Here is a 16,123-nt window from a genome sequence, read left to right as displayed (position 1 = left end):
AAATAGATATACATTTTCTAATTTTTTCAAAATCGCAACTAAAGCCTATATTATAAGCTTTTCTCTATAGTTAACTATGTGTAAAATAAGGGTGTAAATATTATTTTCAAAAAATATGAAATAAATTAATTGACAAAAAATTATAATACAGTATAATAGATTGTGTTAGGAAGAGTTTGTTTTTTGGCAGGGTGACTCCCTAGTCAAAAAGGACTAGCTTGGAATCTGGAATTCTAAGTTATCAAATTCCAATGTTTCATTGTGATGATTTAAAAAAGAGAAGATTTAAACAGCAAAAAATTAGATTAATCGATTTAAAACATCAGCATCATCGTAGCGGGAGCTAGCGGTATTTTTAATCCGTGTAGAGCAAACGACAGATTCAAAAACAGCAGAATCGGTAGAGACTAATCGTCAAAAGCGAAGAGGGAAAGAAAATAAAGCAGTAACTGCTAATATACCTATCAGAAGGTGGACTAAACCTAATGACTGATAGGTGGTATGTTTTGAGAGTGGCATTTTTAGCCAATACTCTTCTAGAAAATAGTATCTTGTAAGCAGTGCGACGTTCTGCGTAAAGAAGCTAGAGGGAAAGTTCTTCAGATTGACTGACTATCAATCACAAGATACTCTTAACTAGAAACCATTTTGGACCAACACGGTTTTGCGTTTGTTGGTATTGAACTGCACCTAGGGAAATGGTGGTTCAATGTTAGTAAATAAAGACTTTAACTTGTAAAAGTCTAAAAATTGTTTTATCTCATTATCAACTCAAGGATTAAGCTTTTATTGGGATTGCGGAACAAAAGGGTGATAAGCATATTGGGATGATGCTTCAGTGACGGAATTTGACCAGATGTTTGTGAGAGCATCTGTCTATGCTACATTAGCTATTTTTAATGGTTATGTGGGATAGAAACTGTTTTCAAAATCCTGATTCCTAGGAAAATTGGGGGATTTTCCTTGAAGAATTGAGATTGTTGAAAAGAGATCAAATGGACTGAGCGGCACTTGTATCCCAAGGTAAGCAATACACCTATAAACCTAAGTTTCCATACAGCAGGGAGCAAGTTTCAGTTTGAATGGGGGACGCATCTAGAGTAATCTAGATGTTTTTTTATTTTGTGAATTCTTTTACGAATAAGTAAGAGAGTGCACAAAGGAGAGAGTCATGTTAATTGCAAAAAATCAGGAGGGGAAGCTCGTTTCAGCTCTAGAAACCAGTTTGCAACGTAAGGAATCCTATAGCTGTCCTGGTTGCCAGGGAGTTGTCCTTCTGAAACATGGCCAGGTAATGTGTCCACATTTTGCTCATAAGTCTTTGCAAGATTGTCAGTTCTTCTCGGAGAATGAATCGGCCCAACATTTATCCCTTAAGGCAGCTTTGTATAAATCTTTGGTTAATCATGGTGAAAAAGTAAGTATTGAAAAGGTTTTGTCTGAGATGGGGCAAATTGCAGATTTATTTGTTGGCGATTCCCTGGCTCTAGAAGTTCAGTGTTCTCGGTTATCTCAGCAACGTTTGAGAGAGAGGACACGCGCCTATCAGCAAGCAGGTTATGAAGTGCGTTGGTTTTTGGGGGAAGACCTATGGTTGGGACGGCGTTTAACAGACTTACAGCGGGACTTTTTCTATTTTACGGCTAAGATAGGATTTCATCTATGGGAGCTTGATTGGAAGAAAGAGGAAATTAGACTTAAGTATCTCATCTATGAGGATATTTTTGGGAAAGTCTATTACTTAACTAAGACCTGGCCTTTAACCGAAAATCTGATGACAGTTCTACGTTATCCTTATCAAGCAGAAAAGGTTGAGACCTATCAAGTGACTCAGCGAAAGAAAGTCTCACATGTAATTCAACGAGAATTAATGGGGAAAAATCCAAGGTGGATGAGAAGACAGGAGGAAGCCTATCTTAAGGGAATGAATTTATTATGCCTGTCTGATCAGGATTTTTTCCCACAAGTAAGATTTCCTGAATCTAGGCAGGGTTTTGTACAAATTAGACAGTCACTTGAAGGTTTTGAAAAGCTTTTTAAGAAATATTATCGAAAAAGGCATTTTTCTTATCGACAAACTCTCTACCCTCCCACCTTTTATGCTAAAATAGAAAAGAATAGACACAATTAAGGAGAATATTATGTCAGACAATCGTACTCATTTAGAAGAAAAATACACATGGGATTTGACGACCATTTTCGCGACAGATGCAGATTGGGAAACCGAATATGAAAGCACTGTTCAGGATTTGAAGAAGGCTAGTGCTTATGCAGGTCATCTCTTGGATTCTGCTAAGAACTTGCTTGAGGCAACAGAACTTTATATGAGCCTTATGCGTCGCTTGGAGAAAATCTATGTCTATGCGTCAATGAAAAATGACCAAGACACAACAGTAGGTCTGTATCAAGAGTACCAAGCAAAGGCCTCAAACCTTTATTCACAGTTGAGTGAAGCCTTTGCTTACTTTGAGCCTGAATTTATGGCCTTGGATGCTGAAAAGTTAACAGCCTTCAAAACAGAGGAACCAGGGCTTGGACTTTATGACCACTATTTCGAACGCCTCTTGGCAAACAAGGACCACGTTCTTTCTCAAGAAGCGGAAGAGCTCTTGGCAGCAGCCGGTGATATTTTCAACGGTCCAACGGATACCTTTAATGTCTTGGATAATGCTGATATCCTCTTCCCATGGGTATCAGATGGCCAAGGGGATGTGGTTGAGTTGACACATGGTAACTTTATCACCCTCATGGAAGCTAAGGACCGTGATATTCGTAAGGGTGCTTATGAAGCGATGTACGGTACTTACGAGCAGTTCCAACATACCTATGCACAAACACTTCAAGGCGTTGTTAAGGTTCACAATTACCAAGCCAAAGTTCGTCACTATAATTCGGCACGTCATGCAGCACTTGCGGCCAATTTTATTCCAGAGAGTGTTTATGACTCACTCTTGGAATCAGTGAATAAGCATTTGCCACTTTTGCACCGTTACCTTGATTTGCGTAAGAAGGTCTTGGGGCTTGACGAGCTTAAGATGTATGACGTCTACACACCACTTTCTGAGACTGAAACTGCTCTTACTTATGAAGAATCCCTCAAGAAAGCAGAAGAAGTCTTGGCAATCTTTGGTGAAGAGTATAGTAAAGGGGTTCATGCAGCCTTTACGGAACGTTGGATTGACGTTCACCCTAACAAAGGAAAACGCTCAGGTGCCTACTCAGGTGGTGCCTATGATACAAATGCTTTCATGCTTTTGAACTGGCAAGATACTCTGGACAATCTCTTTACCTTGGTTCACGAGACTGGCCACAGCTTGCATTCAACGTTCACACGTCAGACACAACCATATGTTTATGGAGATTACCCAATCTTCTTGGCGGAAATTGCGTCTACAACTAATGAAAATATCTTGACAGAAACGCTTCTTAAAGAGGTTAAAGATGACAAGACACGTTTTGCTATTCTTAACCACTATTTGGATGGTTTCAAGGGAACTGTCTTCCGTCAAACCCAATTTGCTGAGTTTGAGCATGCTATCCATGAAGCAGATGCATCTGGTCAAATCTTGACAGCCGACTTCATGAATAAACTTTACGCAGACCTCAATGAGAAATACTATAACCTTAAAGCTGAAGATAACTACGAAATTCAGTTTGAGTGGGAACGTATTCCGCATTTCTACATGAATTACTATGTCTACCAATACGCTACAGGGTTTGCAGCAGCAAGCTACTTGGCTGAAAAAATTGTTCACGGTACTAAGGAGGATAAAGAAGCTTACCTTACTTACCTTAAGGCGGGAAGCTCAGATTATCCTTTGGAAGTTATCAAGAAAGCTGGTGTTGATATGACCAATACCGACTACTTGGATGCTGCCTTCAAAGTTTTTGAAGACCGTCTCGTTGAATTGGAAGCCTTGGTTGAAAAAGGTGTTCACCTTTCTTAAAAAGAAGTTACTATACTATATGAAAGAATCATTCTGAATAAGAGTGGTTCTTTTTACATCTAAAAAAACGAACGTTTATAGCATGCAAGTCCTAATTGCTACGGAAAATGACTAATGAGCATATTTATAGCTCCTTGTTTATATTCATGATAGACTAAAAACCTAACGTTTTATAATTGATAAGTGAACCGTGTTCAGAAATAGAAAGTAGGTTTTTGTGAAAACAACCAATCGTTATCTTGTAGCAACGTGTGGTGTCTTACTCCATCTTATGTTGGGGTCTACCTATGCTTGGAGTATCTATCGTAATCCTATTATGGCCCAGACTGGCTGGGATCAATCTTCAGTTTCTTTTGCCTTTTCATTGGCCATCTTTTGTCTTGGTCTTTCTGCAGCCTTCATGGGACGTTTGGTTGAAAAATTTGGTCCTAGAGTGACTGGGAGTATGTCGGCTGTTCTCTATGCCGGAGGTAACATTCTAACAGGAGTTGCCATTGCTCAGGGAGAGCTGTGGATACTTTATCTTGGTTACGGTATTCTTGGTGGTCTAGGACTGGGTGTGGGGTATATTACGCCTGTTTCAACCATCATTAAGTGGTTTCCTGACAAGCGTGGGCTTGCGACTGGTCTTGCCATTATGGGCTTTGGCTTCGCATCGCTCTTGACTAGCCCTATTGCCCAATATCTGATTCAGGCACGTGGTGTTGAGCAGACCTTTTATATCTTGGGAGTTGTTTATTTTATTGTGATGCTTTTTGTCTCACAATTCATTAAACGACCAAGTGTAGAGGAAGCACAACTGTTGGCTGACGAGAGTCCAAACCGACAGGCTGCTGATTTGAGCAAAGGGGTTACGGCTAATGAAGCTCTGAAATCGTCAACTTTCTACTGGTTATGGCTTATCTTGTTTATCAATATCTCATGTGGCTTAGCCCTTGTCTCTGCTATTTCTCCAATGGCTCAAGATATGGTTGGGATGTCAGCGGAATCAGCAGCAGTTGTTGTCGGTGTTATGGGAATCTTTAATGGTTTTGGTCGCCTTCTGTGGGCAGGCTTGTCGGATTATATTGGGCGTCCGAAGACCTTTATCCTCCTCTTTGCGGTTAATATCGTTATGGCTATCCTCCTAATTGTCCTGCAAGTTCCACTTGTCTTTGTGGTTGCGATGGCTGTTCTGATGACTTGCTACGGGGCAGGATTCTCCTTGATTCCTCCCTACCTTAGCGATATCTTTGGGGCAAAGGAATTGGCTACCCTTCATGGTTATATTCTGACTGCCTGGGCTATGGCAGCCTTAGTGGGACCAATGCTCCTGTCGGTAACCTATGAATTGACAAAATCTTACCAGATGACCTTGCTTGTTTTTATTGCTCTTTACGTGGTAGCTTTAGTTATTGCTTACCTCTTGAAAAAGAGGGTTATTCGTCAAGTAGTCTAATGATGAGGATTTGAGTTATAGATAAGAAAAATCTCTAGCACTCGCTAGGGATTTTTTATATAATAAAACACATGGTTAAATCATATAGTAAAAACGCAAATCACAACATGCGTCGCCCAGTAGTAAACAAGGATATCGTGGATTACATGCGAACGCATCTTCAGGAAAATAAAGGGCATTTGGCTGAGCTGGAGGCCTTTGCTCGTAAGGAAAATATTCCAATTATCCAGCACGAAGTTGTTGCTTATTTCCGATTTTTGTTACAGACCTTGCAGCCTAAGAAAATCCTTGAGGTAGGAACGGCTATTGGTTTTTCAGCCCTTCTTATGGCTGAATATGCGCCTGATGCTCAGATTACAACGGTTGATCGTAATGAAGAAATGATTGGCTTTGCCAAGGAAAATCTAGCCAAGTATGACAGCCGCAAACAAATTACCTTGGTCGAAGGTGATGCAGCAGAAGTTTTGCAAGATTTGGACACTGATTATGATTTTGTTTTTATGGACTCAGCCAAGTCTAAATATATCGTCTTTCTGCCTGAAATCCTAAAACGTCTCAAGGTAGGTGGTGTCATTGTCTTTGATGATATCTTCCAAGGGGGGGATATTGCCAAAGACATCATGGAGGTTCGTCGTGGTCAGCGTACGATTTACCGTGGTTTGCATCGTCTTTTTGATGCGACCTTAGATAACCCTGGTTTGACTGCTAGTTTGGTCCCTATGAGTGACGGACTTCTTATGCTTCGGAAAAATTCTGAAAATATTATCTTGCCAGATTAAGCATTATTTAAGTAAGTGTGGTATAATAACAAAGATATTGACAATTTAAGGAGTAGATAGAATGGCTAAAGAAAATGAAAACCTTGAGTCGACAGAAGAAACTGTTGAAGAGGTTGTAGCAGACAAAGACGCAGAACAAGAGCATCTTGATCGCCAAAAAGAAGAAGAGGAAAGCATCGCCCTCGCTAGTGAAAAAGCGAAAGAAAAAGCTAAACGTGCTAAAACGAAAAAGACACGTGATGCTGGTAAACCAAGCTCAGGTGGCCGCTTCCTCGGAGGTCTTGCCCTTGTAGCTGTTTCAGCTCTCGTTGGTGCAGGTGCTATGTATGTTTCTCTAGGTAACAAAACGACTGAAGAAACAACTTTGGTATCTATGAAAGGTGATACTGTTACTGTCGGTGATGTCTTTGATTCACTTAAAGGTAGCAGCCAAACACAACAAAGTGTTTTGAGTGCAACTTTGCAAAAGGCTCTTGAAAAAGAATATGGTAGCAAAGTCAGCAAAGAAGACGTAGACAAAGCTTATAAGCAAGCTTCAGAACAATACGGAGATCAATTCTCACAAGTACTTGCAGCCTATGGTCAAACAGAAGAGTCATACCGTACTCAAATCCGTACACAAAAATTGGTTGAGTATGCTGTTAACCAAGCCGCACAAAAAGATTTGACTGAAGCAAATTACAAGGCCGCCTATGATAACTACACACCAAATACAGAGGTACAAGTAGTTTCAACTACTGATAAAGCAGTGGCAGATAAGGTAGACTCTGAAGCTAAAGCAGAAGGAGCAGACTTCTCACAAGTTGCTAAAGATAACAGCTTGGAAGTGGCTTCTAAGACAGTTAACTCAGCTTCTCAAGACTTCCCAGCAGATGTTTTGACAGCAGCCTTCAAACAAGATGCTAATGCCGTTTCTGACGTAGTGACCGTTTCAAACAGTTCAACTGGTGCTGCAACTTACTATATCGTCAAAACTGTTTCAAAAGCTGAGAAAAATGCAGATTGGAAAAACTATAAGGATGATTTGACTAAGGTTATCATCAATGGTAAGAAAGCTGATACTAACTTCACTAACTCAGTGATTGCTAAGGTCCTTAAGAAATACAATGTTAAAGTTGTAGACAAGGCCTTCAGCGCAATTCTTGACCAGTATGTGACTGGTTCTGGGGCTTCATCAAGTTCATCATCAAGCTCTAGCAAATAAATCACAAGATAGAGTTGATAATGCTATTATCAGCTTGACCTAAGACCTAAAACACGTTAAAATGGAGAGTGGCTGAAAGTTCTAATATCATGACATTTTTAGCCTTCCCTTTGAGATTGGTAATCATTGCTTCTGATACAGAAAAATGGCGGTCGCTGCGAGCCACGGACGAATCTGATTACTTGCTACTCAAAGTTTACAATTAAAGACAAATAAGAATGACAAGTTCATTGAATGAAGGTGGTACCGCGGTTCACGTCGCCCTTCGTTTAGTGGTCTTGTCTTTTATTCTTTGGGTATTTTCTGAATGCAATGTATGACATTATTGGAGGTGGCGTATGAAAACCTATTTTGTCAAACAGAAGTTTCGATTGGGCGGTGAACGATTTGATATCAAGGATGATCAAGGTAGAGTTGCCTACCAGGTCGAAGGATCCTTTTTTAAGATTCCAAAGACCTTTACGATTTTTGGCGAGGATGGTCGTGAGATCAGTCATATCACCAAGGAGCCTATTAGTCTCTTACCCAAATTTACGGTGGATTTACAGGATGGTTCGAGTTTTTACATTCGTAAAAAATTAACCTTTCTTCGTGATAAGTATGATGTCGATAATCTTGACTTGCGAATAGAGGGGAATATTTGGGACCTGGATTTTCAACTGCTTAATAGTCAAGATCAGGTAGTTGCTAGGATTCAAAAGGAACTCTTCCATCTAACATCGACCTATACTGTTACCGTTTATGAAAATACTTATGCCGATTTAGCCATTTCCCTATGTGTCGCTATTGACTATGTGGAAATGCTCGAGAATAGCTCAAAATAAGAAACAATTGATTAAGGAGAAACAATGAAACAACTTACTTCAGCACAAATTCGTCAAATGTGGCTTGATTTCTGGAAATCAAAAGGTCACGCTGTTGAACCATCAGCTAACTTGGTTCCAGTTAACGATCCAACCCTTCTTTGGATTAACTCAGGGGTTGCCACTTTGAAAAAATACTTTGATGGCTCAGTAATTCCTGAAAATCCACGTATCACTAACTCACAAAAAGCTATCCGTACCAACGATATCGAAAACGTTGGTAAGACAGCTCGTCACCACACTATGTTTGAAATGCTTGGTAACTTCTCAGTTGGTGATTACTTCCGTGATGAAGCTATCGAATGGGGTTATGAGCTTTTGACAAGCCCAGAGTGGTTTGATTTTCCAAAAGACAAACTTTACATGACTTACTATCCAGATGATAAAGATTCATACAACCGCTGGATTGCTTGTGGTGTTGAACCTAGTCATTTGATTCCAATTGAAGATAACTTCTGGGAAATCGGTGCTGGACCTTCAGGACCAGATACTGAAATCTTCTTTGACCGTGGCGAAGACTTTGACCCTGACAATATTGGTATCCGTTTGCTTGAAGAAGATATTGAAAACGACCGTTACATTGAAATTTGGAACATCGTTTTGTCACAATTCAATGCAGACCCAGCTGTTCCACGTTCAGAATACAAGGAACTTCCTAATAAAAACATTGATACGGGCGCAGGTCTTGAACGTCTTGTAGCCGTGATGCAAGGGGCTAAAACAAACTTTGAAACAGACCTCTTCATGCCTATCATTCGTGAAATCGAAAAAATGTCTGGTAAAACTTATGATCCAGATGGTGACACAATGAGCTTCAAGGTTATTGCTGACCACATCCGTTCATTGGCATTTGCCATTGGTGATGGTGCCCTTCCAGGTAATGAAGGTCGTGGTTATGTCCTTCGTCGTCTTCTCCGTCGTGCCGTAATGCACGGCCGTCGTCTCGGCATTTCTGATGCTTTCTTGTACAAACTTGTTCCAACTGTTGGTCAAATCATGGAAAGCTATTACCCAGAAGTTCTTGAGAAGAAAGACTTTATCGAAAAAATCGTTAAACGTGAAGAAGAAACCTTTGCACGTACCATCGATGCAGGTTCAAGCATGCTTGACGAGCTTCTTGCTAACCTTAAGAAATCTGGTAAAGATACGCTTGAAGGTAAAGACATCTTTAAACTTTACGATACTTATGGATTCCCAGTGGAATTGACAGAAGAGTTGGCTGAAGATGAAGGCTTCAAGATTGACCATGAAGGTTTTAAAGCTGCCATGAAAGAACAACAAGAACGTGCGCGTGCTAGCGTGGTTAAAGGTGGTTCTATGGGTATGCAAAATGAAACCCTCGCCAACATCACTGAACCATCTGAGTTCTTGTATGAAGCTGAAACAGCTGAAAGCCGTTTGAGCGTTATCGTTGCTGATGATGCTCGTCATGATAGTGTTAACTCTGGTCAAGCACTCCTTGTCTTTGAACAAACACCATTCTATGCTGAAATGGGTGGACAAGTAGCAGACCACGGTACGATCTCAGATGCAGCTGGTACTGTTGTTGCGCGTGTGGTTGATGTTCAACGTGCACCAAATGGACAAGCCCTTCACACTGTTGAGGTTGAAGGTGAACTTGTTGTAGGTGCTAACTACAAACTTGAAATTGACCACACACGTCGTCACCGTGTTATGAAGAACCACACAGCGACTCACCTCTTGCATGCTGCCCTTCATAATATCGTTGGTGATCATGCTGTTCAAGCTGGTTCTCTTAATGAACAAGAATTCTTGCGTTTCGACTTCACTCACTTTGAGGCTGTAACTCCAGAAGAATTGCGTGCTATCGAAGAACAAGTCAACGAAGAAATCTGGAAAGCCACTCCAGTAACAACTATTGAAACAGACATTGACACTGCTAAATCAATGGGAGCTATGGCCCTTTTTGGTGAAAAATATGGTAAGAATGTTCGTGTCGTTTCAATCGGTGATTACTCTGTTGAGCTTTGTGGTGGTACGCACGTTGCCAACACTGCTGAAATCGGTATGTTCAAGATTGTCAAAGAAGAAGGTATCGGTTCAGGAACACGTCGTATCTTGGCAGTGACATCACGTGAAGCTTACCTTGCTTACCGTGAAGAAGAAGATGCCCTCAAAGCAATCGCAGCAACACTTAAAGCACCACAATTGAAAGAAGTGCCTAACAAGGTTGCTAGCCTTCAAGAGCAATTGCATGCCCTTCAAAAAGAAAATGCTGCGCTTAAAGAAAAGGCAGCTGCAGCTGCAGCTGGTGACGTCTTCAAAGATGTTAAAGAAGCTAACGGTGTTCGTTACATTGCTAGCCAAGTAGAAGTTTCTGATGCAGGTGCCCTTCGTACCTTCGCGGACCAATGGAAACAAGCAGACTACTCTGACGTCCTTGTCCTTGCAGCTCACATTGGCGAAAAAGTTAATGTTCTTGTAGCAAGCAAGTCTAAAGATGTTCACGCAGGTAATGTTATCAAGGTTCTCGCACCAATCGTATCAGGTCGTGGTGGTGGTAAACCAGATATGGCCATGGCCGGTGGTAGCGATGCCAATGGTATCCAAGATCTTCTTTCAGCAGTAGCAGAACAGCTCTAAGATGTGATACAATAAAAGTAACTTGAAAAGATAGGATGAAAATCCTATCTTTTTTTCTTTGTAAGTGGTATTGAAAGTAATGATTATTTTCGTTTCATAATTGAAATAGTGAATACTGGGTGGTATACTATTACAAATCATAAAAATTATAATAGTTTCAAGTAAAAGGGAGCTAGCGATGTTTGGACAAGACTTTGGTCATCGGTTAAGAGAGTTGAGATTAGCACAAGGATTCACTAAAGAAAAATTTTGTGAAGGGGATGAGGTTTTATCAGTACGGCAATTGACACGTATAGAAACAGGGAAGTCTCAACCTAAATTAGAGACCTTAGAGCACTTGGCAAGACGTCTGAATATATCTTTATCGGAATTGCTTGGAGAGAGGGCTATAGGCTCAAAGTTGCCGGTAGAATACCTCAATCTCAAATATCAATTGATGCATGCGACTAGTTTAGATAAGCCAAATAACCTAATGAAACTAGACGAAAAGCTGGGTAAAATTATTGATATCTATTATGATGATTTGCCAGTTGATGAACAGAGGGTCGTTGATATTTTACAGTCAAAACTTTACTCATATACTTCAAAGACACACCAAAAATTTGGCATGAGCATATTGGAGAAGAGTTTACCTTCATTATGTGAGAAAAGGGTATACACTATCAATGACCTACTACTTATAGAACTATATCAAATCTCGTTAGGAGATGGTGATAGTATGCGGTCAGATGGGTTTAGTGAAGGGACCTTTTATACCATTTGTAGGAATCTTATAAATAGTTATGATAGTATTCCCACGGAGTATCTATTTTTACTTAGGGATGCCTTATTAATGGTTCCAATAGTTGAATATGAACGAAAAAAGTTTCATTTATCGGAAGTAGCATTCAATCAACTGCATCACATTATGGAGGAAACTCAAGATTATCAGAAAAAACCAATTTTGAGAATGCTAGAGGGACAGTATCTATATGTTGTAAAGAATGATATTTTTGAGGCTAAAAAGGCCTATCAAGAAGGGATAATCTTGGCTAGATTGCTAGGAGACACCTCTTTAACTGACATCATATCAGAGAAAATGAGAGATGCTATGAAAGAATAGAGCAGGACATACGTGTCCTGTTCTTTTTTTCTAATATGCAGTATATTATACCCATAAGAAGAATTAAAGAATATAACTTATTTCATTGAGATTTTTGAAAATGACACAGTCTAAAATAGAGTAATAAGGAGAATTATTATGAAACCTGCTACAAAACGTTTCACAACTTTAACCGCACTCGCTTTAACTTCCGTTCTATTACTTGGTGCATGTGGTAATAACAAGAAGGAAGCTACATTAACATCGAGCTCTAGTAAGGTTAGTCAGAAAGTGAAATCGACAAAACCATCTTCAAAAGAAAAAACGAAGAAGTCTGAGCAAAAGACAAAATCTTCTAGTTCAGAAGAGGTCTCAAAGGCAACCTCTGGAGAAACGGCTTCACAACCATCAGCCGGAAATGTTGCTGGATCTACTCAACAAGAAGTTGCTCCAACAAATCCTAGTGAAGAAACAGCTGGAGTAAATCAAGGAACTCCTACAGAACAACCAGCTGCTTCAGCGGAACAAACACCAGCTACCACAGTGGTTGATGCTACGGCAATGGCTAATGGTGATTTCTCTAGTGTTGCTGGTACCTATCAAAATGACTTAGGGGACACAATTACAGTATCCCCATCCGGTAGTGTAACCCGTGTTGGTGCTGAAAGTGGTTATAGTGATACAAGTAGTCAGCTCTTTAATGGTTTTGCTCAAGATGGCGGTTATGTAGCAGGATTTGCTCATAATGATGGACCAACTAGTGACCCAATTTTCTTTGATAGTAATGGACAGATTCGTTTCGGTTCTGATGCGATATATGGTCGAATGCATGTTTACAATAAATTAGATTAATGGTATTGTCCCTCGGTACTTAAGAAAAGGAAATTACAAGTAGTAGAAGGAGTACGCTTTAAAAATGTCTCAAAAAGAACATGGAGAAGTGAGAAGTACTAGTGGTACCTTAAAGGGGACCTATCACTATTTGGATTCTCCCAGTCCTCATTTGTTTCCGTTTGTCTTTATTAGTAACGTAACAGATAGCCTTCAGATGTTTTGCGTGTGTAAGAATGGAAAGCCAATTGCCTTTCCATTACTTCTACCAAATCAGTATAAAATTGTTTACATTAAGGACTTTCAAAATGTTAGCTCCTGCGATGAGATTACAGTGACTGAACATTTAGAAGAATACATCTATGATGAATCATAGTTAGACCAGATTGATACCTATAGTCAAATCAACCCAGAATGAATTAATTAATCTATTCAGATTTGCTTAATGTGTCAAGGAATTAGATGTAGCAAAAGCCCTCAGGTAGTTCTTGGGGGTTTTCTTAATTATAGTTATTTGAAAGAATTAGATATCAATTTTCTACAAAATAAAGTTTAGTAATAATATTGAAATAATTGTAAAAAATATTTCAAAGGGGTATAATAGAAATGTGAAAACGGTTCCAAGTTTTATCAAACAGCCTAGAAAGTGAGAGTGATCAAAATGAGAAAGGCATATGTTGTTAAGGAACGTCAACGTTACTCAATTCGTAAATATTCTTTTGGAGCTGCATCAGTCTTGATTGGTGCGAGCTTGATGCTTGGTGGACATGCTTTGGCTCAGGAACAAGCCAATGGCGCAAGTTCCAGCAAGGATTATGAAGTTTTTGTAAATAATTCTGAACCACTTCAAATCGACCAGGCGACTTCAGAAGCTGTTACCGATGTCCTCAATCAACCAGCTTCAAGATCTGAAGCGCCAAGACCTAAGCTTGCCAGCAGTGAAGTTGCTTCTTCTGAAGCTAGTAGTGTAGTAGCTAGCGAGGCTGCTTCTTTGGAAGTACCGGCAGAGGTTGCTCATTCTGCATCTGCTGTTGCTACTGTTTCTAGATCAGAAGTGGCTAGTCCACGTTCTGAAGTGTCATCAGTAGCTAGCTCTGAAGCAGCAAGTGAGACTAACCGTTCCGCAACTTCAGAAGTAGCAGAAGTTAGAGGTACTGACCGTGAAGCTGTCGAAACACGTCAACCTGGTGTAGATGGTCCAGTGACTGCTGATGGTTCTCTTGATATCCCATCAAACGGTACTTTTTATTTCCGTCGCACAACTGAAATTCGTACAGCGCCTATCATGGATATCAAACCTGCCTTTGTCTTTAGTGCAGGTGACCATGTTATCTATGATAAGGTCTTGAAGAGAGACAATCATCAATGGATTTCTTACATTGGCTACGACTATGAACGCTACTACGCTGATATCGCAGCATTGAAGGCTGAAAACACTAATAGCACCACTGAAGCAACTAGAGATGAAGTCATCCCTGAACGTGGTACTTATTACTTTACTAAACCTGCAGATGTGAAGAACCAACCTAGCTTGACTGCCAAGACTGAGTTCAATTTTGATCCAGGCATGTCAGTCAACTACGATAGATCTTTGCTTGCTGACAACCACCGTTGGATTTCCTATGTGTCATACAATGGTACTCGTCGTTACGTCGATCTAGGTGCTGCAGCAGAGGCTGTAGCTAAACCAAGAGGCGATATTGCTATTGAAAGCCATGATAATGGTGACTTTAGTGTGGTTATCAGTAATGTTTCAGATCAAAACGGTGTCCTTGGGGTATCTGTTCCAATCTGGTCTGAAAAGAATGGTCAAGATGACATCATCTGGTACAATGCGACTCGTCTTAACAATGGTAACTACAAGGTTAACGTCAGTCTAACTGACCACAAGAATGAACGTGGCCTCTACAATGTTCATCTTTACTATGTTGAAACTAATGGTAAATTAGTTGGTGTGGGTGGCATAACTTACACAGTTCCTGCCAAAGTTGAAGAAACTCATACAACTACTAGCTATAGCCTTCCTGATGCAGGAACTTACACCTTCAAAGAACGTTCTAGCATCAAGGCAGAACCTCGTGTGGCAAGTCCAGAGTTGGCCTACTACGATGCTGGCATGTCAGTCAACTACGACAAGATTGTCAGTGGTGATGGTTACCAATGGCTTTCTTACCTCAGCTACAATGGCAACCGCCGTTATGTAGCCGTGTCTAAACTTGCTCAACAAGAAAGCAAACCAAGCGGTACTATCAATATTGAAAATCTCTCTAACCTTGGTTTTGACGTTCATATCACTAATGTTTCTGGTGGTGATAAAGCTATCCAAGGCGTAAGTGTTCCAGTTTGGACAGCTCAAAACGGTCAAGACGATCTTGTATGGCACCAAGCTAGCAGACAAAATGATGGTAGCTACAAGGTTCGTATCAATGTTAGTGACCATAAGGCTGAAGCAGGTGAATACATTGTCCATCTCTACTATGTCCAAGATGGTAAAATGGTAGGTATCGGAGGCACTAGCACAACTGTTCCAGTTCAAAATGCAACCCGCCACAACCTTCCAGCTTCAGGTTCATACACCTTTACTGCTCGTTCTGGCATTAAGACTCAACCTTTGGTAGCCAACCCAGATGTTAGCTACTACGATGCTGGTATGTCAGTCAACTATGACAAGGTTGTCAATAATGATGGCTATACATGGCTTTCTTATCTCAGCTATTCAGGACATCGTTTCTATGTTGCTATCGCACCAACAAGTGTAACTAAACCTGTAGAACAACCAGTCCAACCAAGTACACCTTCATCTGGTACCTATACTTTCAAGGAACGCTCTAGCATTAAAGCAGAACCAAGTGTGGCAAGTCCAGAGTTGGCCTACTATGATGCTGGTATGTCCGTTAACTATGACAGATTGGTGACTGCAGATGGTCATACCTGGCTCTCTTATGTTAGCCATGGAGGCAACCGCCGTTACATTGCTATTGATGCTAAGGCAACAGCAGTTGCTCAACCAGCAAGTCCAAGCCTAGCGGCAACTGGCACCTATACCTTTACCAAACCTAGCTCTATCAAGGATCAACCAAGCGTTGCAAGCCCAGAGTTAGCCTACTATGATAAAGGCATGTCCGTTCGCTATGACAAGGTCCTTACAGCTGATGGCCACACCTGGTTGTCTTATGTAACCTATAGCGGTGCAAGACGCTATGTGGATATTTCTTAAGATTCGTAACATCACTCTCTTTTGAGGGTGGTGTTTTTTAGTTTCAAGAGTTGAATAAATATATTGTTCAATATGTTTTGAAAATATTTGCCGTAAATTAGAGAAAGTTGTAGAATCAAAATGAAAGTATAGGATTCGTTCTATAAGTAGCTAATTCAT

The 16,123-nt window shown here is 40.3% G+C and carries 11 protein-coding genes; all 11 read left to right on the top strand.

The window, feature by feature from the left end:
* The first annotated feature begins 1,171 nt into the window (after positions 1–1,171).
* A complete protein-coding gene (locus H7U04_RS01425) occupies positions 1,172–2,131 on the top strand; it encodes a competence protein CoiA (RefSeq protein WP_201059248.1) in 960 nt (319 codons plus the stop codon).
* 10 nt (positions 2,132–2,141) lie between these two features.
* Positions 2,142–3,947, top strand: coding sequence for an oligoendopeptidase F (gene pepF, locus H7U04_RS01420; RefSeq protein ID WP_101799650.1), 1,806 nt, complete (start codon positions 2,142–2,144; stop codon positions 3,945–3,947).
* A gap of 217 nt (positions 3,948–4,164) precedes the next feature.
* The gene (locus tag H7U04_RS01415; protein ID WP_037600476.1) at positions 4,165–5,385 is read left to right on the top strand and encodes an OFA family MFS transporter; all 1,221 of its coding nucleotides are present in this window, start codon (positions 4,165–4,167) and stop codon (positions 5,383–5,385) included.
* A 71-nt stretch (positions 5,386–5,456) separates the two neighbouring features.
* Complete coding sequence (locus H7U04_RS01410) at positions 5,457–6,164, top strand: O-methyltransferase (protein ID WP_014633986.1); 708 nt, start codon at positions 5,457–5,459, stop codon at positions 6,162–6,164.
* A 61-nt stretch (positions 6,165–6,225) separates the two neighbouring features.
* Positions 6,226–7,368, top strand: a complete 1,143-nt coding sequence (locus H7U04_RS01405) for a peptidyl-prolyl cis-trans isomerase (RefSeq protein ID WP_002890136.1) — start codon at positions 6,226–6,228, stop codon at positions 7,366–7,368.
* 338 nt (positions 7,369–7,706) lie between these two features.
* Positions 7,707–8,192 carry an LURP-one-related/scramblase family protein gene (locus tag H7U04_RS01400; protein ID WP_037600473.1) on the top strand — a complete coding sequence of 162 codons (486 nt, stop codon included), beginning with the start codon at positions 7,707–7,709 and terminating at the stop codon, positions 8,190–8,192.
* A 24-nt stretch (positions 8,193–8,216) separates the two neighbouring features.
* Positions 8,217–10,835, top strand: coding sequence for an alanine--tRNA ligase (gene alaS / locus H7U04_RS01395; protein WP_013990152.1), 2,619 nt, complete (start codon positions 8,217–8,219; stop codon positions 10,833–10,835).
* A 178-nt stretch (positions 10,836–11,013) separates the two neighbouring features.
* On the top strand, positions 11,014–11,937 hold the full coding sequence (locus H7U04_RS01390) for a helix-turn-helix domain-containing protein (protein ID WP_037600468.1): 924 nt from the start codon (positions 11,014–11,016) through the stop codon (positions 11,935–11,937).
* Positions 11,938–12,075: 138 nt separating this feature from the next.
* Positions 12,076–12,768 (top strand): DUF6287 domain-containing protein, encoded by a 693-nt coding sequence (locus H7U04_RS01385; protein ID WP_038675425.1) that lies wholly within the window; start codon positions 12,076–12,078, stop codon positions 12,766–12,768.
* Between the two features lie 64 nt (positions 12,769–12,832).
* Positions 12,833–13,123 (top strand): hypothetical protein, encoded by a 291-nt coding sequence (locus H7U04_RS01380; protein WP_201059247.1) that lies wholly within the window; start codon positions 12,833–12,835, stop codon positions 13,121–13,123.
* Positions 13,124–13,408: 285 nt separating this feature from the next.
* On the top strand, positions 13,409–15,964 hold the full coding sequence (locus H7U04_RS01375) for an SH3 domain-containing protein (protein ID WP_201042635.1): 2,556 nt from the start codon (positions 13,409–13,411) through the stop codon (positions 15,962–15,964).
* Positions 15,965–16,123: the final 159 nt, after the last annotated feature.

Source organism: Streptococcus sp. 22.1, from assembly GCF_016648645.1.
In the GTDB taxonomy this organism is placed as follows: Bacteria; Bacillota; Bacilli; order Lactobacillales; family Streptococcaceae; genus Streptococcus.
Note: the sequence above shows the minus strand (reverse complement) of the source record. Positions and strands in the feature narration are given on the sequence as shown.

Coding starts and splice junctions, on each gene's coding strand:
- H7U04_RS01405 (WP_002890136.1), top strand. CDS start 6,226: ATGGCTAAAGAAAATGAAAACCTTGAGTCGACAGAAGAAACTGTTGAA.
- H7U04_RS01380 (WP_201059247.1), top strand. CDS start 12,833: ATGTCTCAAAAAGAACATGGAGAAGTGAGAAGTACTAGTGGTACCTTA.
- H7U04_RS01400 (WP_037600473.1), top strand. CDS start 7,707: ATGAAAACCTATTTTGTCAAACAGAAGTTTCGATTGGGCGGTGAACGA.
- H7U04_RS01375 (WP_201042635.1), top strand. CDS start 13,409: ATGAGAAAGGCATATGTTGTTAAGGAACGTCAACGTTACTCAATTCGT.
- H7U04_RS01425 (WP_201059248.1), top strand. CDS start 1,172: ATGTTAATTGCAAAAAATCAGGAGGGGAAGCTCGTTTCAGCTCTAGAA.
- pepF (WP_101799650.1), top strand. CDS start 2,142: ATGTCAGACAATCGTACTCATTTAGAAGAAAAATACACATGGGATTTG.
- H7U04_RS01390 (WP_037600468.1), top strand. CDS start 11,014: ATGTTTGGACAAGACTTTGGTCATCGGTTAAGAGAGTTGAGATTAGCA.
- H7U04_RS01385 (WP_038675425.1), top strand. CDS start 12,076: ATGAAACCTGCTACAAAACGTTTCACAACTTTAACCGCACTCGCTTTA.
- H7U04_RS01410 (WP_014633986.1), top strand. CDS start 5,457: ATGGTTAAATCATATAGTAAAAACGCAAATCACAACATGCGTCGCCCA.
- alaS (WP_013990152.1), top strand. CDS start 8,217: ATGAAACAACTTACTTCAGCACAAATTCGTCAAATGTGGCTTGATTTC.